We start from the raw sequence: 23,115 nt of genomic DNA on the forward strand, positions 1-23,115 counted from the left end.
TATTCAACGTCTGCCTTTTATGCGTGCAATGTGTATTGAGTCAGCGATATTGACTACAGTTCTTCTTCCAGTACCTCTGCATTATTTCTCTTGATCTTTTCCATTTTGCTATTCAATTTCAGCACATCCTGATACAGCGTATTAAACTTTTTCACCTGCGCGGATTCACGGAAAAGGATCATCTTGTCTTTTCTTTGCCATTGCTGCTTTTTCAGCATGTCAAACATGGCTTGTGCTTTTTCAATAATCTGCTGTTCGATCGGGAAAATATCATGCGCTTTATCCGCTTTCAGGTTACTTTCCAGTTTTGCCTGTAAGGACTGTCGCATTTCATTATGAATGGCCAGACTTTTTGCCTGTTGCATGGAACTGGACTGAATCTGGTGTCGTGCTTGCTCATATTCAGTGGATGCTTTACGCACATCCGCCAGCATCTGTTCAGTTTCTTTATAATCCTGCTTTCGGTCCCGATCCAGCCGTTCCACATCCAAAAAGGTATCCCAATTCGCAGCTTTGAGCGCACGTAAATAACGATTGCGTGCCTCAACATTTTGCATCCAGTAGTTGAGCAGGAATTCTGACATTAACTTATAATCACCAGACAGACGATCATCATGAATATCCAGTTGTACGGGTGTGCTCCAGTCTTGGGCCTGATCATAAAGTGTACGCATTTTCTCTGCCATCACCACTTCAAACATCTGTTTGTTGTTGGCGGCACGTTGCTGTAAATGATGCTGATAAAGAAAAAAAGAACCGATGCCAAGAACCACCATAAGGACAAATAATAAAAAACGGCGCATGTTGCCTCCAAATTCATTATATTTTTTTATGTTCTAAATCTTAGTTTAATCGATCAAAGACAATCCTTTATATGCTTTTTATTTCAGTTCTCGTAACGCAGCATTACATATTCATCGCTTTAAATTCATCGGTGCCGCCCCTATTATCTGTTTAACGAGAATTGAAGAGATACGCCATGCGTGTAGATATTTGGTCAGATGTGGTCTGCCCTTTTTGTTATATCGGTAAAAAACGTCTTGAACATGTCGCAGAACAAGCAGGCATCGAGCTGGAAATTCACTGGCATAGCTTCGAGCTGGACCCAGATGCACCAGCCAAGCATGACACCTCAAATACCGAACGCCTAGCCAAAAAATATGGCCGTAGTTATGCGGAAATGGAAGAGATGGAGCGTAATGTTGCAGCCATGGCAGCAGCTGAAGGCATCGACTTTCAATGGCAAAAAGCCAACTCCGGCAACAGCTTCAACGCGCATCGGATTATTCATCTTGCCCAGAGTAAAGGCTTGGGTAACGAAGCAGAAGAAGCATTCTTCCATGCCTATATGACCGAAGGTCTGGCCATTGGCGAACGTGAAGTGGTGGAAGAAATCGCATCACGTATCGGTCTGGATAATGCCGAAGTCGAGTATGTACTGGATTCCGATGAGCTGGCAGATTTTGTCCGCCACGATGAGAAAATTGCACGTGAACAGTTGAATGTCACGGGCGTACCTTTCTTTGTGTTCGATCAGAAACTGGCGCTGTCTGGTGCCCAGCCACGTGAGATTTTCTTGCAAGCCTTACAACAGGCACAATCCTCCTCTTCTGAACAGATCGAGCAGGATGACGCCGCTCAATGTAATGATGAGCAATGTGAAATCAAGCCTTAATCATCACACTCAGCTGCTTTAATCTCATGATTAAAGCAGTTTTTTCTCCTGAAATGATAATCCCCCCTTATTGACCGCCTGCCCTTTTATATCCCATCAGCATTGGATTGCTGTGCCATATCACTGTGTCACCAAGCCGCTTTTTATTTGCTGGACTTTTCACCGCTGCTTCTGTGAGTCTGGTCACAACTCGCCCATAAATTTATAGATACCTTTTTGCTTTATCATCTAGATATCCGATCTATTGTTTTAAAATGTTTTTATTTTCAAAGACAAACCATGATCCACATCTCGATTTAAACTGTTTGAATGTGATTTTCTACTCATTTTCAAGCTATAGATTTTGTCTGGTTTTCTTCTATAATCGTCATAAAGTGACAATCTTTTGTGATGTATATTCAAGCGTTACGCGCGTTATTCGAACTTTTAATGCCAGTCGAATGGACAGATAGCTCACAGCTTGTCATAGGGGCAAACATATACTTGAGCAACAATAATTGATAAAGCCGGTCTAAAACAGCGGTCAAATTTGCACTGATTCATTATTTAAAAAACAGGCTCAAGCCTATCTCTAAGGAAACAGCAGATGGACGTATTAGAGAAAGCACTTTTGGTGGATGAGCTGCAACATCTCATCGATGGGCTCAACAATGAAAAAACCTCACTTTTTGAAATAGCAAAAGCCAAACAACGGATTAAAGATATTTGCGCCTCTTGCGACGATCCTGCATTTCAGCAACAAGTGACCCCATTCAAGCAGTTTATTCTGAATGAAGAATTTTCGGCTGACGATTTAGCCAGCTATGGTTTTAGCATGACCTATCGCGGGACCTATAACTTCATGGGACGGGTAGAAAATGCCTTATTTGCTTCAGCAGATATGGGCTGGGCAGCGTTACGTCAGGCACAACTCTGGCAAGTCTGGGTGATCCGCCCGGCCTTATCCTTTCTCAAAAGCCCTTGGCTAAACTCATCAACAGATGCCCTGCAGTGGCTGCAAAATCATGCTCATGAATATATTAAAACCGATCATGAACTCCAGCATTTGATTCCGGTTCTGCAACCGCTGGATCAACATCTATCGGATCAAGACCAGCAGGCTTCAAACGATGCACTGGCAAGACTCAAACAAGAAAGCGCCAACTTTCAGTCCCAGCTCAATGCGATCATTCAAGATAAAATCAGAACAGTGCCAGAAAGCGTAGCTGCACCAGTACCTACCGAGCATCGGATCAAACCGGGTTTTAGACACAGTGCCAAGCCTTCACCGCACCTGAATAAAGCACAGCCTTTAGCCTTGAATGATTTTAATCTGGATGGCCTGATCTGCCGTCTGGAACGTATTGATGCACGGACCTTTCCCTCATTGTATCGGGCCGACTTGCATAATGAGATTGACCAGAATATTAAGATTGACTGGCTCTATTTAAAAGCCGAAAACGAAGCACAACCCATCTGGGAATCTGCGCAGGTTTTTGTCGCGGAACAGCTCTATGCACAAGGGCAGTTTTCCCATTATGTGGTGCTGGTGGGAACCCATAACGTGGAATATGCCATTACTATTCTGCAAGCCTATACTGATCAGCGCCATACCCGCACCAGCTCGATTCATCAAACCAGCTGGTCCCATTTCAAACAGCATTATCATCAGCATGAAAGCCTGTTCAATGAATGCATTATGAATGGAACCTTGGTGTGGCAACGTGATCAGCGTGTTTATCCGTATATTCCAGCGTCATTTATCAATACACAAAAATTCATTCCATTTGAAGAAACCTCTGCGACCTTTTTCACTCCTGTGATTTTATTACGGGAACGTCAGAAAATCCGGGTCATTCATGGCTTGGAACGGGTAAAACTTTCCAGTGAAGATCAGGCCTATCCCTATTTATTATTAGACCGCAGCGATGGTTATACCTGGCAGTTGATTCGTCAGGTGATTAGCCGATTACCGCAACCGATTTCGGTGCACGATTTATATCAGGCACTGGAAAACAGCATGCCGGTCGAATCCTCTTAAACGCCTTTCAATCGCTCATTTATTTCATCCATCATTTCAAGCTATTCAAAATCGACCGAAGCTTGGAATGATGGCTATTAATTACGCTAAATCCTTATGATCTTTAGCATTTTTGTACAGTTAAATTGCTGCTTTTTGTGACAGCCGCTTGATTTTATGCATTAAATCATCAAAAGTTAAACCAAGAACAACATATAAGCCTTTATTATGAATAATTTACAGCAAATGGTACCATCGCGTATCGTTTTTGCTTTGCTCGCATTGACGATGGGTACGTTCAATGTAGCGCAAGCAGAAACTACTCCCTCACCGCAAAATCAGCAGCCGAATACAACTTCGCAAAGCAATTCGGAAAATGCGCTGGACTATATTCCACGTTTGGTCGATGCCACTCCGACGATTTTTCCCGAACAGTCCGACCAAGTGAATGTTCCTCCCACCGCGGAAACAGAAGATAAAACCTGGTTTGATAAAAAACAGCGTCGTATTCGGGAATGGGCCGATAATACTTCAGTGAAAATTGATGACTGGTTTGGCGAAGTCGATCCTGATAAACCCGCCTCAGCAACCATCCGCGTCATGTTGGATAATTACTGGAATGAATATGATAATTATGAGGTCAAGCCCCGTATTCGCGGTAAGATTAAATTACCGACCTTAGAGAAAAAGGTCAGCGTGGTGTTCGGTGATGACACCTTAGATGATGAATTCAAGAACAATGTCGGCAATACCAATAATCAGCCCAATCAGGACCCAGATAAAAAATTTGACTCCAAACAGACCCGTGATAGTAATGGCTCGCTAGCCTTGCGTTGGTCAAATTTCTCCAAAAAATTACCTTTTGAGACCGATGCCGATCTTGGTGTGCGCTCAGGGACGGATATTTATGCGCGTTTAAGAGCCGAAAAACACTGGGATTTACGCAATGATTTCCGTTTTAATGCCGAACAGATCTATCGTTATGGCAGTAAAAGTGAAAACTATCTACGCACCAATCTTGAACTGATCCATGCGCGGCCAAACCAGCCCTTCTTATCCAATCAATTCAGCCTAACTTATGCCGATAAGCAGGATGATGATCTATGGTGGGACAACCGTATTTTCCGTCAACACCAGTTCTTTGCCCACAATACCTTTAACTATGGCATCTACACAGGCGGTTACTACAATAACAGTGACCTCCGTTTAAATAACTGGGGTCCATTCGTATCATGGCGTCAACCGCTGTGGCGCGAATGGTTCTACGTACAAGGTGATCTCAACTATTTCAATGATCACCGTGAAGATCGTAACCATTACGTGAGTACCTTTGTGCGTCTGGAAACTTTATTCTAAATTTCAGGCCGGCCTCGAAAAGCCCAAATGCTTCGTTGTTTGGGCTTTTTTTATTGAAAAAATAATATTTCTTTCAATAAATCCTTAAGCTTTGCTTGCTAACGTCATCTTTTTTTATTGTTCTTGTTTATGGCATGCGTCAACAATACGCTGTGGTTGTGTATTTTTTGATTGTAGGGAACCTGTGTCTGGGGGATCTGCTGATGCCTTTATTTCCAATGCGTTTACCTGTCAGCAGATCGTTTAACCGTCCTTCTGTTTCAGGACATACAGCATTTGTTCAAACCCACCAATCACCGACAACCAGTTTTAGTTGCGCAGAAGAAAATAAGCCTACTGCCGATGATCCACAACTTGCCCACGACTTAATGGCGGTTTTCGGTACCGATACCCTGTGGCAACGGGCTCAACAGCCTCAACCAGTCAAAAAATTAGGTAAAAACAACAAACATCACAGCCAGCAAAAGCTTGCGACACCAAATCCGCTCAGTGCAAGCTGGTCAACCATTTCAAGCCTATTACCTTTTAGTAATGATCTTGATCTGGGCGCAAATTCAGATACCGATATTTATATCCAGTTTCTTGCCAAAAAGAATTGGGCTTTGCCTTTAGGATTACAGCTCAATACGGCGCAAATTTTCCGTTATGGCTCCAGCAGTAAAAACTATGCCGAAACCAATCTTGATCTGACCCAAAAACTTCAGCATCAAAACCAGCTTTCAAGCCAGTTCAATGTTTCCAAAACCCAGGATACAGACTATAGCTGGAGTAATCGTACCTTCCAGCAACTACATTTCTTGTCGCAGGATAAGCTGAGTTATGGCATTTTCAGCACAGGAGAATATGAAAATAGAGAACTGCACGTTAACGAATGGGGACCTTACTTTTCCTGGCGTCGTCCTATCTGGCGCAACTGGATTTTTATGCAAAATGATCTGAATTATTTAAATGTTCCTGCCACCCGACAAGCGGATCATTTTAGTTACCAGATGAGCTTTGAAGCACAGTTCTGATGAAAATAGCGACACCACTGTGGATAACTTTAAGGTTATCCATAGCAATAAAAAAAACCTCTGCCGAAGCAGAGGTTTCTTGATCAAATGACTTATTTTAATAACAAGCTATTGATGCGTTTGACATAGGCTGCCGGATCTTCTGGTAAGCCACCTTCTGCAATCACCGCCTGATCAAAAATCACATTGGCCAGATCATCAAATTGCGCCGAGCTTTCCAGTTTTTTCACCAATGGATGCTCAGGGTTAATTTCCAATGTCGGTTTAATCTCTGGAACCGCTTGACCCGCCTGTTTCAACATACGAATCAATTGTGGAGACAGCTCCCCTTCACTGGTCACCAGACAGGCTGGTGAGTCTACCAGACGTGTCGTGACACGCACTTCTTTGGTCTTGTCTTTTAACGAGGTACTTAAACGCTCGACCACCGGTTTAAACTGCTCTGCTGCCTGCTCTAAGGCTTTTTTCTCTTCAGCATCTTGCAAGTCGCCCAAGTCGACAGCACCTTTCGATACGTTTTGAAGCGGCGTACCATCGAATTCAAATACGAAGTTCATCGCCCACTCATCGACACGGTCTGCCATAAGCAGAACTTCAATACCTTTCTTCTTGAACACTTCAAGCTGTGGCGAGTTCTTGGCTGCAGTCAGGTTTTCTGCGGTGACATAGTAAATGGCCTTCTGGCCTTCTTTCATCCGTGCTTTATAGTCAGCAAAAGAGGTTGAAATATCATCATTGGTCGAAGTCGCATAACGTAGTAGCTTTAAGATCCGTTCACGGTTACCGGTATCTTCACCCAAACCTTCTTTCAATACTGAGCCAAACTCGGTATAGAAAGTCTTGAATTTCTCTTGGTCTTTTTCATCTTCCGATTTTGCCAAACCATCCAGTAAAGTCAGTACACGACGTGCATTGCCTTCACGAATGGTTTTCACATCACGGCTTTCTTGTAACAGTTCACGGCTGACATTGAGCGGTAAATCAGCGCTATCGACCACGCCTTGAACAAAACGTAAATAGTTCGGAATCAGGTTATCCGCTTCATCCAGAATAAATACACGTTTTACATAGAGCTTGATGCCCGCCTTGGCTTCACGGGTGAATAAATCCTGTTTGGCCTGACTTGGGATATACAATAATTGCGTATATTCAGTACTGCCCTCAACACGGTTATGTGCCCATGCCAACGGTTCAGCAAAATCGTGGCTCAGGTTTTTATAAAATTCGATGTATTGTTCATCGGTGATTTCGCTCTTGCTACGCGTCCATAGCGCGCTTGCCGAGTTAATCGCTTCCCATTCATCGGTCTTGACCATCTTACCGCCGCTTGTAGCTTTAGCTTCTTCACCTTCAGCGACTTCGTCCTCTTGCCAAACTTCTTTTTGCATTTCGATGGGCAAGCTGATGTGGTCAGAATATTTATTGATGATTTGTTTAACTTTCCACGACTCTAGATACTCAAGCGCATCATCACGTAAATGCAAGATAATGTCTGTACCACGTGTGGCTTTATCAATGCTTTGAACTTCAAATTCACCTGTGCCACCGCTAATCCAGCGCACACCTTCTGCTGCATCTAAACCGGCACGGCGTGATTCCACCGTAATCTTGTCCGCAACGATAAAGCCTGAATAGAAACCAACACCAAACTGACCAATCAACTGCGCATCGGCTTTTTGATCACCGGTCAGTTTAGACATAAAGTCTTTGGTGCCCGACTTGGCAATGGTTCCCAGATTATCAATCGCTTCTTGCTGGCTTAAGCCAATCCCGTTATCCGAAATGGTGAGGGTTTTATTGTCATTATCTAAAGTGACACGAACATGCAGGTCTGGATCATTTTCATAATATTCAGGATGATTAATCCCTTCGAAACGTAACTTATCGCACGCATCAGACGCATTTGAAATCAATTCACGCAAGAAAATTTCAGGGTTGGAATACAGAGAATGCGTCACTAAATGTAATAACTGAGCAACTTCAGCTTGGAAACTATAATTTTGTGCGACTTGTTCACTCATAAATCACTCCTTTCTGTGAGGCTTATCTATTTGGAATGATTTATGAATGGTGTATATCTTGAATTTTTCAATCCTTGAAGCGTATTTTTCAGGCAAAAAAGATACAAAACGGTAATTAGAACGGACCTCGACTCAATACTCGCTCCTGTAATAGCTGATCAAGCTGCTGTTGACGTTGCGCATAAGCACGTTTGATACACGGCGTATTAGCACCACATGAGTTACGTTGTTTTAACCACTGAAATTGTCTGTCTTTTTCAGCATCACGTCCGCCCATTGGCAAGGCATGTAAAATAATCTGATAGGTCGTTGCCATTCTCACATCCGCATCATTCAAACTGCGCTCATTACAGATTTGCTGTTCGACTTTCAACTTGGCTGCCTTACAGGAGTAACTGGCCGCATGCGCTTGGGATAAAAATAACACGGGGATCAACAATAAAATCGAAGTCATTAGTTTTTTCATGATGATGGTCTCACTTTTATTAAGATTATTTTTTCAGCATACAAAACTCTCTGTGTAAGGCCTGTATCGGTTTTATATTGGAATTGCAAAAATAAAAAAGCCCCACAAGGTGAGGCTTTTCAAGAGCAAGTTCTGCTTAGAACTTATAGCTATAACCCAATGTGTATACCATCGGATTAATATCTAGATCAGTCAGCTTCTGACCATTTAATTTTACTTCAGGACTGATTTGTGCATAACGCGCATCAAAGAATACACCCCAGTTTTTTGCATCAGCAGGCTGGAAATTAAAACCGACCTGACCGGCAAAACCAAAGTCTTCTTTCACTTTTAATTTTGCGCCTTCTAAAGCACCTGTTGTTTCTTCATCCCAAGTTACGAAAGCTGTGCCACCGACACCAATATAGGGTGTGAAACGGGTTGAGTTTTTAAAGTTATATTTAAAAGTCACAGTAGGTGGCAATTGTTTAAGCTTCGCTACTTTTTCACCATTTAATAACACATCATGTGAAATTGGTGTCGCCAATAATAATTCAGCAGAAAAAGGCGTATCACCGAAGAAATATTCAACCGATGGTGTAAATGCAAATTCATGATCTGCTTTTAATGTGCCAACACCCGCAACTACAGTATCGTCTGTTGGTGTAATTACACTTCCACCAAACTTAACCTGAAAGCCCCCTGCAAATGCAGTTGAAGATAACCCCAATAAAGCAACAACTAAAACTTTCTTTAACATTTAAACAACCTCTTTAACAATTTATGTTCTTGTTCAACATAATAAACACGCACATTTACATTATGCAATAGAGATTAATTCCAACCATTTTAATTTACTTTATAATGCATTGAATATTAATAAAATATAATTGTTAAAATATGTAATAATTAGTAATTCAGACTATTTTAATCAACTTAAATTACTATAAAACCTAGTATTTTTATCAGATTTAAAAATAAATTAAGCCAAATTTAAAAATATAATCACATATAACTTAATATTAAAAACCTATTATAAAATCAAATTTAAAAAGAGACAAAAAATGTCATTTAATGATTATTTCTATATTTAAGCCGTACTTTATAAAGCAAAAAAAATGGCTCATTTCTGAGCCATTTCTGATTATAAAACCATTGCTGCAATCCAGCCAAAAATAAGGAGCGGGATATTAAAATGTATAAATGTAGGCACAACCGTATCCCAAATGTGATCATGTTGACCATCAACACCTAGACCTGCTGTTGGCCCCAAGGTTGAATCGGAAGCTGGTGAACCTGCATCGCCTAAAGCAGCAGCTGTTCCAATCAAGGCGATGGTTGCCAAAGGAGAAAAACCAAACTGTACGCACAATGGCACATAGATCACCGCCAGCACAGGTACGCTTGAAAACGATGAACCAATCCCGATGGTGACAAACAGCCCGATAAAGAGCATCAGGAATGCCGCAAGCGCATGATTATCCCCAATGATATGCACTACACCATTGACCAGATGCGTAATGTCGCCTGTATGCGTCATCACTGAAGCAAAACCTGCCGCAGAAATCATGATAAAGCCAACCAGCGCCATCATGCGCATGCCCTGCACAAACACATCATCGGCATCTTGCCATTTAAAAATGCCCGAAGCAGACAGCACGGCAAAACCGACCAGACCACCCAGAATCATCGAGCCTGAATAGAGCTGTGCAACCAAGGTTAAACCAATCGCGAGCAGCGCCATAAACATGGTTTTTTTGGAAATATAAGGCACATTCTCTGCTTCATGTTTCAGCTCTTCAGCATCGGCTTTGAGATCATATTCTGCTTGTGTGGTGACTTTTAACGGTTTATCCAGATCAATCGTTTTAACTGGCGTAATTGAACGGTCAACATAGATGCGTGGCTTACGATAGCTGATAAATACCGCAACCAGCGTACCCATCACCATACCTAATACCGGAATTGCCATACCGATTGGCATCATGCCACGTTCTACGTGCAAGCCATAAGCGGCGCCAATCTTGTTGATATTGCCCATCAGAATCTGTTCAAGGAAGATCGCACCAAAGCCCACAGGCAGGAAAATATAGGTGCCGACCAGACCAAGTGTCATGACACATGCCGCCGCACGTCGATCCAGCTTCAAGTGATTCATCACTTTCAATAAAGGCGGAACCAGCACCGGAATAAAGGCAATGTGGACAGGAATCAGGTTTTGAGAAAAAATCGCAGCAATCAGTAAAATCGTCAGCAAAAGATATTTCACTTTGGTCTGCTGATTTTTACCTGCTTCCATCCCCAATAACCCAATCAGTTTATGCGCCAGCAAATCGGGCAATCCTGATTTGGACAGTGCCAATGCAAATGCACCCAACACCGCATAAGCCAATGCAACTTCAGCCCCATCGCCTAAGCCGGCATTAAATGCTTCGACGGTTTGAGAAAGGCTTAGACCAGCGACCAAGCCGCCAATAATGGCTGAAATCACTAATGTGAGAACAACAGAAACTCGTGCCAGTGACAGAATAAACATCACGGCAATCGCAATTACGACAGCATTCATGAACAAATTTAGGAGCAAAGAAAAGGCGACATTCTAGCAGATTCATAAAAACCTAGCTGAAAATATCGCCTGATTATCGCTAATCTTAAGTGATTTTTAGCTTAATAATTCCACTAAAGCCTTAAGCCGCCTGACGCTGGACAAACTGACGGATCAGTTCAGCAATTTTTTCTGGTTGGCTCAACACTGCCCAGTGATTGGCATCCAGTTCGGTATATTCAAACTTTTCAACCCATTTTGGCATCGACTCGGTAATGTACTCGGGACTAACGAAAGCATCGCGCTTTAACACGATGGCCTGAACGGGACACTGGGCATAACGCTGGCGTGGCCGGGTTAAAGACGGAATAAAGTTGGCGCGATACAGGTTAATCCCGTATTTGCCATCGGAGGCGATGTTGGCATTTAATGGCAAATCTTGCTTTTTCTCTAAACCACTTAAAATTTTGCCCCATTTTTCAGGGCTAAAGAAAGTCCATACCGTCGGTGCCAGCAGGGGTAAATGAAAAGCCCCGATATACCAGGATTTCGTCAGCATTTTCAGCACATTGCTTGGTGCAGCTTTAAATTTTTCACGTAAATAAAATGAGGCATGATCCAGACAAGGGCCTGAAATCGTGGTATAGGACAACAGGCGGCCTTTAAGTTTTGGTTCAGTTGCAGATTCCCAAGACTGCAAAGATCCCCAATCATGTGCTGCCATATGGAAATTACGATTCGGTAACACCTGATCAACAACTTCCTGTAAATCCAGTGACAAACGTGGCAAACGATAGTCCTTAATCCGTTTCGGAATGGACGATAAGCCGGCACCACGCACATCATAGGTCACCACATAATAGTCATTGACCAGTTGTTCAATGATCGGCTCCCAGACTTCCTGATTATCTGGATAGCCATGCACCAGCACCAAAGCCGCGTTTTTCTCATCGCCCCATGTTTTGACACAGAGTGTTTGCTGATCCGATGTGGTTACTGTTTTTACTTGTGTTTGCATAATTCTTTCCCATTTTGTTTTCTATCGGCCTGGTGATAAAACAGCCATTGCCAGCGATACACTAAAAATGATACTTATGGAGTATGAATAGAGTTGCAAGAAAAAAAATTGACCATGAAAGACTTTTTCAGAAAAATTCGAACCATTCCGGCAATTTCCAGATTTCTGCTGAATCACTACTCCCCTTATCGAGGTGCAGGAATCGAGATTGAAACCATTGATCTGGATGACTACTACATTCGGGTCAAAATGCCGCTCACCAGACGCAATCGCAATCTGGTCGGAACGCATTTTGGCGGTAGTTTATATTCGATGGTCGATCCTTTTTATATGTTGATTCTGATCCATCATCTGGGCAATAAATATATTGTCTGGGATAAAAGTGCCACGATTAATTTTATTGCGCCAGGCCGCAATACCGTTTATGCCGAGATCCAGCTGAATGCCAATGAAATCACCGAAATTAAGCAGCTGGCAGAAAATCACCAACCGGTTTTACGGCATTACAGCTTAAATATTGTGGATGATGCCGGCACGCGTATTGCCGAAGTCGAAAAAGTGCTTTATATCCGGCGTAAAAAACCTAAAGCATCATTAAAACCATAGCAATAAAAATGCCTGCAACACGTGCAGGCATTTTTTAAATCTGTTGCGCAGACATTATCTTTTCTTCTCTTGAATGGCTGCACCAGCACCACCGCCGATTGCACCACCAATTGCAGCGCCTGAGTCACCACCAAAGATGGCTTTACCTACCACAGAACCGATACCCGCACCAATCGCGCTACTGGTTGTAGAACTGCTATTCGCGCCTTTTGCATTAGCACCTACACCTGCACCCGCAGCTGCACCAACGCCCGCACCAAGACCACCGCCCACGTGGTTACCTAAACCACCACCGACAGCACCACCAAGCGCTGCGGTACCAATACGCTGGTCAGAGGCACTCATATTTTGACAGCCTGTGAACATTACCGCCGATAACACCAAAGTTGAAACTAAACCGATTGTTTTTTTCATGCCTATACTCACTTCTCTTATGCTCTACCCAAAAGCATAATCCTCTTTTATGGGGAATTTGATCACATTGTGTTATCACTCTGTCCCAATCGATTAGTATTTTGTAAAGACAGTGTTTGGGGCAGCTAGCTCGGGTGGCTAAAGGATTTTGAAATAATTAAGGATAGAAATAATCTTGATACACCTGATCAAAAACTTGGTATTTATTCAACAGAATTCATTTGTTATGAAGCCGACTAAAGACATTATAATTTTTCTTGAAGCGCGCGCAGCAATCAAACTTTATCACTGAAAGAAACATTTATAAAATAATAGTTAGAGAGATGATCTGATTGAATTATTCAGATCATCTCCCAAGTCATCTACAAATTTAGGCGCGGGCTTAGTACTTGCCTTTTTTCTCGCCATAAGCAGAGCCGGCACTACCACCTAATGCGCCACCGACTGCAGCGCCTGAGTCACCACCCAATACCGCGCCACCAATCACTGCACCTAAGCCAGCACCGATTGCGCTATTACGTGTATTTTTACTATTTGAACCTTTAGCATTGGCCGCAACACCTGCACCAATTGCAGCACCAAGACCAGCGCCAAGGTTACCACCAACGTGCTTACCTACCGCACCACCTGCACCGCCACCAATCGCAGCAGAACCGATACGTTTACTTTCTGGGCTGGCATTTTGGCAACCGACAAACAAGGTGGTTGACATCAAACCTACACCAGCAATCATCATCATTTTTTTCATTCGAACATCTCCTCTCTCAGATGTGCATAGGATAGTATTGTTTAATGAACTGTTTACTTTGATTAAGTAATCAAATACTGATGCTGTAATGCGTTTTTGTAACAACTGCTTCATTTTTCCACAAAAAAAGGCACCCGAAGGTGCCTTTTTCATTGGTTAAGACTTAGAACTGGTCTGAGTTCAACGCTTGACTAAATGCTTGGTCAACTTCACTAAAGTCATTGTGAAGTTCAAATTCAGCAGCTTCTGCTTCTTGACGACGACGCTCTAGGTGATACGCAAGACCTGTACCCGCTGGGATCAAGCGACCCACAACAACGTTTTCTTTCAAGCCACGTAAATCATCTTCTTTACCTGTTACAGCCGCTTCAGTTAACACACGTGTGGTTTCCTGGAACGATGCAGCAGAGATGAACGAGTCAGTAGAAAGCGACGCTTTGGTAATACCCATCAATTGACGTTCAAACTTCGCAGGGAACTTGTTCTGAGCCAAGACAGCTTGGTTCTCTTGAACAACGCGGATGTAATCCACTTGCTCGCCTTTGATGAAGCTTGTGTCACCGCCATCAGTGATATCAACTTTACGCAACATTTGACGTACAACAACTTCAATGTGCTTATCGTTGATTTTTACACCTTGGAGACGGTAAACGTCTTGAACTTCGTTCACGATGTAGTTGGTTAATGCCACTTCGCCTTTCAAACGTAAGATGTCATGTGGGTTTTGTGGACCATCAGAAATGGTTTCACCACGGTTGACATGCTCACCTTCGAACACGTTAATGGTACGCCATTTTGGAATCAATTCTTCGTAAATCTCAGAACCATCATCAGGAGTAATCACTAAACGGTTCTTACCTTTGGTCTCTTTACCGAAGCTGACAACACCTGATACTTCTGCAAGGATCGCATGCTCTTTCGGTTTACGTGCTTCGAACAAGTCAGCTACACGCGGCAGACCACCGGTAATATCACGAGTACGTGACGTTTCTTGTGGTACACGACCAATGACATCACCCACACCAATCGTTTCGCCATCACGGACAGTTACAATTGTGTTTTGTGGCAAGAAGTAGAACTGTTCGCCGCCATCGGTTGTATCCAACACGATTGCAGGACGTAAATCTTTACCAGAAGCAGGACGCGCTGTTACAGGCAAGATTTCAACAGTAGTCATACCAGTTGCATCATCAGTTTTCGATGTTGCAGTTACGCCATCAGCAATCTGGCTGAAACGCGCTTTACCAGCAACTTCTGTGACCAATGGATGTGTATGTGGATCCCAAGTCGCGACGATACCACCAGCTTCTACAGCTTCACCATCTTTCAACAAGATGCTTGCACCGTAAGGAAGCTTATAACGCTCGCGCTCACGACCTAAATCATCCGCAATACCAATTTCACCTGAACGTGAAACAGATACTTGGTGACCTTTGGCATGTTGTACAGTTTTCACGTTGTGGAAACGTACAGTACCTTTGTTACGTACTTGAACACTGTTTGCAGCAGAAGTTCGGCTCGCAGCACCACCCACGTGGAAGGTACGCATCGTTAACTGTGTACCTGGCTCACCAATTGACTGTGCAGCCATTACACCCACTGATTCACCTGGGTTCACCAAGTGACCGCGTGCAAGGTCACGACCATAACAACGCGCACATACACCGAAGGTAGATTCACAAGCAATAACTGAACGTACTTTAACTTCATCGACACCCGCTTCTTCAAGCTGAGCAGCAATTTTCTCGTCAATCAAGGTACCACGTGTAAGAACCACTTCATCATCAGATGCACGACGTACATCTTCAGCAGTTACACGACCCAATACGCGATCGCGTAATGGTTCAATCACGTCACCACCTTGAATGAATGGTGTCATCACTAGGCCGCCAGCTGTACCACAGTCAGATTCAGTAATCACCAAATCTTGTGCTACGTCTACAAGACGACGTGTCAAGTAACCAGAGTTCGCAGTTTTCAATGCAGTATCGGCCAAACCTTTACGCGCACCGTGTGTCGAGATGAAGTACTGAAGTACCGTCAAACCTTCACGGAAGTTTGCTTTAATCGGGGTCTCAATGATCGAGCCATCCGGCTTCGCCATCAAACCACGCATACCAGCAAGCTGACGGATCTGCGCCGCACTACCACGGGCACCCGAGTCAGACATCATATAAATCGAGTTGAATGATTTCTGTTTCTCGTCTTCACCTTGTTTGTTTTTCACAAGGGTATAAGACAAGTTATCCATCATCGCTTTCGCTACCTGGTCGTTAGTACGCGCCCAGATATCGACAACTTTGTTATAACGCTCACCTGCAGTTACGAAACCTTGCTCGAACTGTTGTTCGATTTCACGAACTTCGGTTTCTGCTTTATCGATAATCGTATGCTTGGTTGGTGGAATCAACATGTCTTCCATACCAACAGATACACCTGAACGCGTCGCTTGACGGAAGCCCAAATACATCAATTGGTCAGCGAAGATAACAGTATCTTTCAAACCAAGTTTACGGTAGCAAGAGTTGATTAACTTAGAGATGTTTTTCTTGGTCATCTCAAGGTTGATCGATTCGAAGCTTAAACCTTGTGGAACAACTTCCCATAACAAGCAACGACCAGGTGTTGTAGCAACAATGATGGTTTGCTTTTCACGGTTACCGTTTTCATCAATCACAGTTTGGTGTACACGTACTTTTACACGCGCATGGATCGCAACTTTACCCGTTGCTAACGCACGGTTAACTTCGTGAGTATCCGCAAACACCATGCCTTCACCTTTGGCATTTACCGCATCACGTGTGATGTAGTAAAGACCCAAGACAACGTCCTGAGAAGGAACGATGATTGGCTCACCGTTTGCAGGTGACAAGATGTTGTTGGTAGACATCATCAACGCACGTGCTTCAAGCTGTGCTTCCAAGGTCAATGGAACGTGTACCGCCATTTGGTCACCATCGAAGTCGGCGTTAAACGCAGCACAGACGAGTGGGTGAAGACGGATTGCCTTACCTTCGATCAAGATAGGTTCAAATGCTTGAAGACCTAGACGGTGAAGAGTTGGCGCACGGTTCAACATCACTGGATGTTGACGAATTACAGAAGCTAGAACGTCCCAAACTTCCGGCGTCTCGCGCTCAACCATTTTCTTCGCAGCTTTAATGGTTGTTGCTTGGCCAGATGCTTGTAGTTTCGCGAAAATAAATGGCTTGAATAATTCAAGTGCCATCTTCTTCGGAAGACCACATTGGTGAAGACGTAAAGTAGGACCTACGGTAATAACCGAACGACCAGAATAGTCAACACGCTTACCAAGTAAGTTTTGACGGAAACGACCTTGTTTACCTTTGATCATGTCTGCCAAAGATTTCAATGGACGTTTGTTCGAACCAGTAATTGCACGACCACGACGACCGTTATCAAGCAACGCATCGACAGACTCTTGTAACATACGTTTTTCGTTACGTACGATGATGTCTGGCGCAGCAAGGTCAAGAAGACGCTTCAAACGGTTGTTACGGTTGATCACACGACGATATAAATCGTTCAAGTCTGAAGTCGCGAAACGACCACCTTCAAGTGGTACAAGCGGACGTAAGTCTGGTGGAAGTACAGGAAGTACGTTCATCACCATCCATTCAGGCTTGTTGTTCGAATCTTTGAAAGCTTCCATCAATTTCAAACGCTTAGACGCTTTTTTAAGTTTCGTCTCAGAGGTTGTTTGTGGAATTTCTTCACGTAAACGCGCAATCTCGGCTTCAAGATCGATATCTTTTAATAAGTCCTGAACTGCTTCTGCACCCATTTTCGCAGTGAATTCATCACCGTGTTCTTCAAGGGCATTGTAGTATTCTTCGTCTGTTAAAAGTTGATACTTTTCAAACGGAGTCATACCAGGATCAGTAACCACATAAGATTCGAAATACAATACGCGCTCGATATCACGTAATGTCATATCAAGAAGTAAACCGATACGGCTCGGTAATGATTTCAAGAACCAGATGTGTGCCACTGGAGAAGCAAGCTCGATGTGACCCATACGTTCACGACGAACTTTAGCAGTTGTTACTTCAACGCCACATTTTTCACAAATGACGCCTTTGTATTTCATACGCTTGTATTTACCACACAAGCATTCGTAATCTTTTACTGGACCAAAAATTTTGGCACAGAACAAACCGTCACGTTCAGGTTTAAACGTACGGTAGTTAATGGTTTCAGGCTTTTTAACTTCACCGTGAGACCATGACTTAATCATCTCTGGTGACGCAAGACCAATACGGATACGGTCAAATTCAATAGGTGCATGACCTTCTGAATCCGTTTTCTTACGCATGATATCGAGCAAGTCTTTCAATTTTTTTCTCCGTGTGTCGGGGAGCTACGCTCTCCCGACTGGGTCACAAATATTGTTTTTACTGAAATTTGGAATCTCCCCTAGCCCCTCTTTAAGAAAGAGGGGTACTTCCCCCTTTAATAAAGGGGGATCGAGGGGGATTTAGTCACCATTTTTCAGTTCAATGTTGATACCTAAAGAACGGATCTCTTTGGTCAATACGTTGAACGATTCAGGCATACCCGGATCCATATAATGGTTACCATCTACAATATTCTTATAGATGCGTGTACGGCCTTCGACGTCATCCGACTTCACGGTAAGCATTTCTTGGAGAGTATATGCTGCACCGTATGCTTCAAGTGCCCATACTTCCATCTCACCGAAACGCTGACCACCGAATTGTGCTTTACCACCAAGCGGCTGTTGCGTCACAAGTGAGTAAGAACCAGTTGAACGCGCATGCATCTTGTCATCAACCAAGTGGTTCAATTTGAGCATGTACATGTAACCTACAGTTACAGGACGGTCAAACTGTTCACCGGTACGACCATCAAACAATACTGTTTGACCTGTACGAGAAATGTCTGCCAATTCAAGTAAGTCTTTGATCTGACTTTCTTCAGCACCATCAAATACTGGAGTTGCCAATGGAACACCAGCACGTAAGTTGCCTGAAAGCGCCAAGATTTCTGCGTCAGTCAAGCTATCAAGCTCTTCCTGCTCACCACCAACCTTGTTATAAATCTTGTCTAAGAATTCACGCAGTTCAATCACTGTACGTTGTTCTTTCAACATTTTTTCGATCTTATCGCCAAGACCTTTCGCCGCCATACCCAAGTGAGTCTCGAGAATCTGACCCACGTTCATACGTGACGGAACACCCAGTGGGTTCAATACGATGTCGACTGGTACACCATTGGCATCATGTGGCATGTCTTCAACCGGCAAGATGTTTGATACAACACCCTTGTTACCGTGACGACCCGCCATCTTATCACCAGGCTGGATACGACGTTTAACCGCAAGGTAAACCTTAACAACTTTCAATACACCCGTTGTTAATTCATCACCTGTAGAAAGTTTACGCTTCTTCTCGGCAAACTTCTCGTCAATCTCGTAGCTCTTCTCTTTCAAGAACACTTGAATCTGAGTTAAACGTTCAGCGATTGCTTCATCATTTGGCTGGATTTCAAGTAAATCAACCAGCTCTAAACCAGACAATACGTCTTCAGTCAGCTTATCGCCACGTTTAGTTGAACCACCACCGTTAGATTCTTGACCTTTCAACAAACGAACAATACGTTCACGTGCTGCTTCTTCGAAGATTTTGTATTCTTCTTTCAAGTCTTTACGGTATGCATCGAGCTGAGCTTTCTCAATTGCTTGAGCACGTTCATCTTTTTCCAAACCATCACGAGTGAAGACTTGAACGTCAATTACCGTACCTTTAGTGCCAGATGGAACGCGTAAAGAAGAATCTTTAACGTCAGCTGCTTTTTCACCAAAGATTGCGCGAAGTAATTTTTCTTCAGGGGTTAACTGAGTTTCACCTTTAGGAGTTACCTTACCAACAAGGATGTCACCCGCAGTCACTTCAGCACCGATATAAACAATACCTGACTCATCCAGTTTAGACAGTGCAGCTTCACCGACGTTAGGAATATCGGCAGTAATTTCTTCTGCACCTAACTTGGTATCACGTGCTACACATGACAATTCCTGAATGTGAATCGAGGTTAAACGGTCTTCTTGAAGCACACGCTCAGAAAGCAAGATCGAGTCTTCATAGTTATAACCGTTCCATGTCATGAACGCGACGCGCATGTTTTGACCCAGCGCAAGTTCACCCATGTCAGTCGATGGACCATCAGCCAAGATATCACCACGAGCAACTTTGTCGCCCAGATTCACGATGACATTCTGGTTAATACAGGTGTTCTGGTTTGAACGTGTGTATTTGATCAGGTTATAGATATCTACACCTGCTTCACCCGCGATCATTTCATCTTCGTTGACACGAATAACGATACGAGATGCATCAACATATTCAATCGCACCACCACGGTTTGCGATCACACACACACCTGAGTCACGTGCTACGTTTGCTTCCATACCGGTACCAACAAGCGGCTTGTCAGCACGCAATGTAGGAACAGCCTGACGTTGCATGTTCGAACCCATTAATGCACGGTTCGCATCATCGTGTTCAAGGAATGGAATCAATGATGCTGCAACAGAAACAACCTGCTGTGCAGAAACGTCCATATGTGTGACGCGCTCAGGCGACATACGTACGAATTCACCTTGATGACGTACAGAAACCATTTCTTCAGTCAAGTTGCCATCTTTATCTACTGCAGAATCGGCCTGTGCAATGACAGTACCCACTTCTTCAATTGCAGATAAATATTCAACATCATCAGTTACACGACCATCTACAACTTTACGGTATGGTGTTTCCAAGAAACCGAAGTCATTCGCTTTTGCATAAACAGAAAGCGAGTTGATCAAACCAATGTTTGGACCTTCAGGCGTTTCAATTGGACATACACGGCCATAGTGAGTTTGATGTACGTCACGTACTTCGAAGCCCGCGCGTTCACGTGTCAAACCACCAGGACCAAGCGCAGATACACGACGTTTGTGTGTAATCTCAGACAATGGGTTGTTTTGGTCCATGAACTGAGATAACTGGCTTGAACCAAAGAATTCTTTGATTGCAGCAGCAACTGGTTTCGCGTTGATTAAATCTTGTGGAGACAAGTTATCTGTTTCCGCCTGGCTTAAACGCTCTTTAACAGCACGTTCAACACGAACTAGACCAACACGGAATTGGTTTTCAGTCATTTCGCCAACAGAACGTACACGACGGTTACCCAAGTGGTCGATATCGTCGACTTCACCTTTACCGTTACGGATTTCAACTAATGTACGCAGTACATCAATGATATCTTCGTGCGATAAAATACCTTCAACTTCACGTGACTTCTGATCAGTACCCACTTCGTAAGGACGACCCAAACGACGGTTGAACTTCATACGACCCACTGGAGAAAGGTCATAACGCTCAGAAGAGAAGAACAGGTTGTTGAATAAGTTTTCAGCAGCTTCTTTCGTTGGTGGCTCGCCTGGACGCATAACTTTATAGATTTCAACCAGCGCTTCTTCACGGCCAGTAGTCGTATCTGCACGTAATGTATCTGCAACGAAAGGACCACGATCGATGTCGTTGGTGAACAGGATGTTAAATTGTTTAACACCACCTTCAGCCAACTTCACCATCACTTCATGGCTAAGCACGGTATTCGCAGGAATCACATCACCACTTTTCAGGGTGATATCTTCAGCAGTAATACGCTCATATAAATATTCATCAGGTACAGAAAGCTTGGCTAAGTTCGCAGCTTCCATTTGACGTACGTGACGTGCGTTAATACGTTTACCCTGTTCAACAATGGTTTTACCATCATTGTCCAAGATATCAAATTGCGCCATTTCACCGCGTAAACGATCTGGAACGAGGTCAATTTGATAGCTACCCATGTCAAGATAGACAGGTACTTTTTCGTAGAACAAATTCAGGATTTGTTCATTGGTATAATTCAAGGCACGTAGAATCACCGTTGCAAGCAACTTACGACGACGGTCAATACGTACGAATACTAAATCTTTTGCATCAAATTCAAAGTCTAACCATGAACCACGGTAAGGAATAATACGTGCTGAATACAACACTTTACCGCTTGAGTGGGTTTTACCCTTGTCATGGTCAAAGAATACGCCTGGTGAACGGTGTAATTGAGATACGATTACACGCTCAGTACCGTTAATAACGAATGTACCGTTATCGGTCATGAGTGGCATTTCACCCATGTAAACTTCTTGTTCACGAACGTCTTTAATTGATTTCGTTTCACGATCTTTAATGATCAAACGAATTTTTACGCGCATTGGTGCTGCATAAGTTGAACCACGTAAAATACATTCACGTACGTCAAACTCAGGCTTACCAAGACTATACTCAACAAATTCTAAAGCAGCATTGCCAGAATAACTTTCAATAGGAAAAACTGAACGAAATGCGGCTTGGAGACCGATATCTTCGCGATTTTTTGGTGTTTTACCGCCTTGTAAGAATGTACGGTACGAATCGACCTGAATCGAAAGTAAGTACGGTGCTTCCATTACGTGGGGCAATTTACCAAAATTCTTACGGATCCGTTTCTTTTCGGTATATGAGTATGCCATCTGGAGTCCTCGGAAAGTAAACTAAACCCGCCTGCAGAACGGGCTTAGAAGGAATTACGCAGGCCGATATGGCCACCACTGTTTACAAATGCTGCAATTTTTAGTGGTATTAAAACGCTTAACAATATTTTTATAAGCAAAAAAATATTGGTAAGCGTTTGATTTTATTGATTTTGCTCAAATAATACGCGGATTATACGCAAAACTAACAAAAAACGAGCCGATTATTGTAACGCAAAAAGGCTGATGACCCAAGAGCCATCAGCCAATTTTTGGAGCCGATTATCAAAAAACCGACTCCCTACAGAATTACTTAAGTGTAACTGTAGCACCAGCTTCTTCAAGCTTCTTCTTAAGTTCTTCGCCTTCTTCTTTAGAAACGCCTTCCTTAAGAACAGCTGGAGCGCCTTCAACCATATCTTTAGCTTCTTTAAGACCAAGACCAGTAGCTTCACGAACTGCTTTAATTACAGCAACTTTGTTAGCACCGAAAGAAGTCAACTCAACGTTGAATTCAGTTTGTTCTTCAGCAGCAGCGCCAGCGCCTGGAGCAGCAGCAACAGCTACAGCAGCAGCAGATACGTTAAATTTCTCTTCGAAAGCAGAGATTAATTCAACAAGTTCAAGAACTGTTTTTTCAGCAACTGCGTTTAAGATTTCTTCGTTAGTTAAAGCCATGAGAGTAACT

At 43.3% G+C, this 23,115-nt stretch carries 16 protein-coding genes; 5 read left to right on the top strand and 11 right to left on the bottom strand.

All coding sequences use genetic code 11. The annotated features are described in order from the left end of the window. Window positions 1–53 precede the first annotated feature (53 nt). Window positions 54–803, bottom strand: coding sequence for a hypothetical protein (locus MSG93_RS10825; protein ID WP_324621826.1), 750 nt, complete (start codon window positions 801–803; stop codon window positions 54–56). 176 nt (window positions 804–979) lie between these two features. On the opposite strand from MSG93_RS10825, the gene MSG93_RS10830 reads away from it, so the two are divergent. The 4 genes from MSG93_RS10830 to MSG93_RS10845 all read left to right on the top strand — a co-directional run bounded on the left by MSG93_RS10830 (window position 980) and on the right by MSG93_RS10845 (window position 6,043). After that, window positions 980–1,675: a DsbA family oxidoreductase gene (locus MSG93_RS10830; protein WP_150955657.1), complete on the top strand. Its 696-nt coding sequence runs from the start codon at window positions 980–982 to the stop codon at window positions 1,673–1,675. Window positions 1,676–2,261: 586 nt separating this feature from the next. Next, window positions 2,262–3,695, top strand: a complete 1,434-nt coding sequence (locus MSG93_RS10835) for a hypothetical protein (RefSeq protein ID WP_324621830.1) — start codon at window positions 2,262–2,264, stop codon at window positions 3,693–3,695. Window positions 3,696–3,902: 207 nt separating this feature from the next. Next, window positions 3,903–5,030: a hypothetical protein gene (locus tag MSG93_RS10840; protein ID WP_032870527.1), complete on the top strand. Its 1,128-nt coding sequence runs from the start codon at window positions 3,903–3,905 to the stop codon at window positions 5,028–5,030. A gap of 134 nt (window positions 5,031–5,164) precedes the next feature. Further along, on the top strand, window positions 5,165–6,043 hold the full coding sequence (locus MSG93_RS10845; RefSeq protein ID WP_324621832.1) for a selenocysteine synthase: 879 nt from the start codon (window positions 5,165–5,167) through the stop codon (window positions 6,041–6,043). Window positions 6,044–6,135: 92 nt separating this feature from the next. Here the strand turns inward: MSG93_RS10845 and htpG are convergent, their stop codons facing one another. The 5 genes from htpG to MSG93_RS10870 all read right to left on the bottom strand — a co-directional run bounded on the left by htpG (window position 6,136) and on the right by MSG93_RS10870 (window position 12,072). Continuing rightward, complete coding sequence (htpG, locus tag MSG93_RS10850) at window positions 6,136–8,064, bottom strand: molecular chaperone HtpG (protein WP_324621833.1); 1,929 nt, start codon at window positions 8,062–8,064, stop codon at window positions 6,136–6,138. Window positions 8,065–8,179: 115 nt separating this feature from the next. After that, window positions 8,180–8,530 (bottom strand): lysozyme inhibitor LprI family protein, encoded by a 351-nt coding sequence (locus MSG93_RS10855; protein WP_032875468.1) that lies wholly within the window; start codon window positions 8,528–8,530, stop codon window positions 8,180–8,182. A gap of 136 nt (window positions 8,531–8,666) precedes the next feature. Then, the gene (locus tag MSG93_RS10860) at window positions 8,667–9,269 is read right to left on the bottom strand and encodes an OmpW/AlkL family protein (protein WP_324621834.1); all 603 of its coding nucleotides are present in this window, start codon (window positions 9,267–9,269) and stop codon (window positions 8,667–8,669) included. A 384-nt stretch (window positions 9,270–9,653) separates the two neighbouring features. Then, a complete protein-coding gene (locus tag MSG93_RS10865) occupies window positions 9,654–11,075 on the bottom strand; it encodes a Na+/H+ antiporter family protein (RefSeq protein WP_032870517.1) in 1,422 nt (473 codons plus the stop codon). 121 nt (window positions 11,076–11,196) lie between these two features. Further along, on the bottom strand, window positions 11,197–12,072 hold the full coding sequence (locus MSG93_RS10870; RefSeq protein WP_324621836.1) for an alpha/beta fold hydrolase: 876 nt from the start codon (window positions 12,070–12,072) through the stop codon (window positions 11,197–11,199). Window positions 12,073–12,186: 114 nt separating this feature from the next. Between MSG93_RS10870 and MSG93_RS10875 the strand changes: the two genes are divergently transcribed. Further along, on the top strand, window positions 12,187–12,678 hold the full coding sequence (locus MSG93_RS10875; protein WP_005280965.1) for a DUF4442 domain-containing protein: 492 nt from the start codon (window positions 12,187–12,189) through the stop codon (window positions 12,676–12,678). A gap of 54 nt (window positions 12,679–12,732) precedes the next feature. On the opposite strand, the gene MSG93_RS10880 is transcribed toward MSG93_RS10875, so the two are convergent. The 5 genes from MSG93_RS10880 to rplL form a co-directional block, all read right to left on the bottom strand. Beyond that, on the bottom strand, window positions 12,733–13,092 hold the full coding sequence (locus tag MSG93_RS10880) for a YMGG-like glycine zipper-containing protein (protein ID WP_004774022.1): 360 nt from the start codon (window positions 13,090–13,092) through the stop codon (window positions 12,733–12,735). A gap of 382 nt (window positions 13,093–13,474) precedes the next feature. Then, window positions 13,475–13,840, bottom strand: a complete 366-nt coding sequence (locus tag MSG93_RS10885; protein ID WP_004774021.1) for a hypothetical protein — start codon at window positions 13,838–13,840, stop codon at window positions 13,475–13,477. A gap of 163 nt (window positions 13,841–14,003) precedes the next feature. After that, window positions 14,004–18,197, bottom strand: a complete 4,194-nt coding sequence (gene rpoC, locus MSG93_RS10890) for a DNA-directed RNA polymerase subunit beta' (protein WP_324621838.1) — start codon at window positions 18,195–18,197, stop codon at window positions 14,004–14,006. 141 nt (window positions 18,198–18,338) lie between these two features. Further along, entirely contained in the window at window positions 18,339–22,427 is a 4,089-nt protein-coding gene (gene rpoB, locus MSG93_RS10895) for a DNA-directed RNA polymerase subunit beta (RefSeq protein ID WP_005226395.1), read from the bottom strand. 309 nt (window positions 22,428–22,736) lie between these two features. After that, the gene (gene rplL / locus MSG93_RS10900) at window positions 22,737–23,105 is read right to left on the bottom strand and encodes a 50S ribosomal protein L7/L12 (RefSeq protein ID WP_005280970.1); all 369 of its coding nucleotides are present in this window, start codon (window positions 23,103–23,105) and stop codon (window positions 22,737–22,739) included. Window positions 23,106–23,115: the final 10 nt, after the last annotated feature.

Origin of the sequence: Acinetobacter sp. IK40 (assembly GCF_035615075.1) — a bacterium.
In the GTDB taxonomy this organism is placed as follows: Bacteria; Pseudomonadota; Gammaproteobacteria; order Pseudomonadales; family Moraxellaceae; genus Acinetobacter; species Acinetobacter courvalinii.

Excerpts from the sequence above, each read along its gene's own strand:
- MSG93_RS10825 (WP_324621826.1), bottom strand. The coding sequence starts at position 803 with ATGCGCCGTTTTTTATTATTTGTCCTTATGGTGGTTCTTGGCATCGGT.
- MSG93_RS10830 (WP_150955657.1), top strand. The coding sequence starts at position 980 with ATGCGTGTAGATATTTGGTCAGATGTGGTCTGCCCTTTTTGTTATATC.
- MSG93_RS10835 (WP_324621830.1), top strand. The coding sequence starts at position 2,262 with ATGGACGTATTAGAGAAAGCACTTTTGGTGGATGAGCTGCAACATCTC.
- MSG93_RS10840 (WP_032870527.1), top strand. The coding sequence starts at position 3,903 with ATGAATAATTTACAGCAAATGGTACCATCGCGTATCGTTTTTGCTTTG.
- MSG93_RS10845 (WP_324621832.1), top strand. The coding sequence starts at position 5,165 with ATGCGTCAACAATACGCTGTGGTTGTGTATTTTTTGATTGTAGGGAAC.
- htpG (WP_324621833.1), bottom strand. The coding sequence starts at position 8,064 with ATGAGTGAACAAGTCGCACAAAATTATAGTTTCCAAGCTGAAGTTGCT.
- MSG93_RS10855 (WP_032875468.1), bottom strand. The coding sequence starts at position 8,530 with ATGAAAAAACTAATGACTTCGATTTTATTGTTGATCCCCGTGTTATTT.
- MSG93_RS10860 (WP_324621834.1), bottom strand. The coding sequence starts at position 9,269 with ATGTTAAAGAAAGTTTTAGTTGTTGCTTTATTGGGGTTATCTTCAACT.
- MSG93_RS10865 (WP_032870517.1), bottom strand. The coding sequence starts at position 11,075 with ATGAATGCTGTCGTAATTGCGATTGCCGTGATGTTTATTCTGTCACTG.
- MSG93_RS10870 (WP_324621836.1), bottom strand. The coding sequence starts at position 12,072 with ATGCAAACACAAGTAAAAACAGTAACCACATCGGATCAGCAAACACTC.
- MSG93_RS10875 (WP_005280965.1), top strand. The coding sequence starts at position 12,187 with ATGAAAGACTTTTTCAGAAAAATTCGAACCATTCCGGCAATTTCCAGA.
- MSG93_RS10880 (WP_004774022.1), bottom strand. The coding sequence starts at position 13,092 with ATGAAAAAAACAATCGGTTTAGTTTCAACTTTGGTGTTATCGGCGGTA.
- MSG93_RS10885 (WP_004774021.1), bottom strand. The coding sequence starts at position 13,840 with ATGAAAAAAATGATGATGATTGCTGGTGTAGGTTTGATGTCAACCACC.
- rpoB (WP_005226395.1), bottom strand. The coding sequence starts at position 22,427 with ATGGCATACTCATATACCGAAAAGAAACGGATCCGTAAGAATTTTGGT.
- rplL (WP_005280970.1), bottom strand. The coding sequence starts at position 23,105 with ATGGCTTTAACTAACGAAGAAATCTTAAACGCAGTTGCTGAAAAAACA.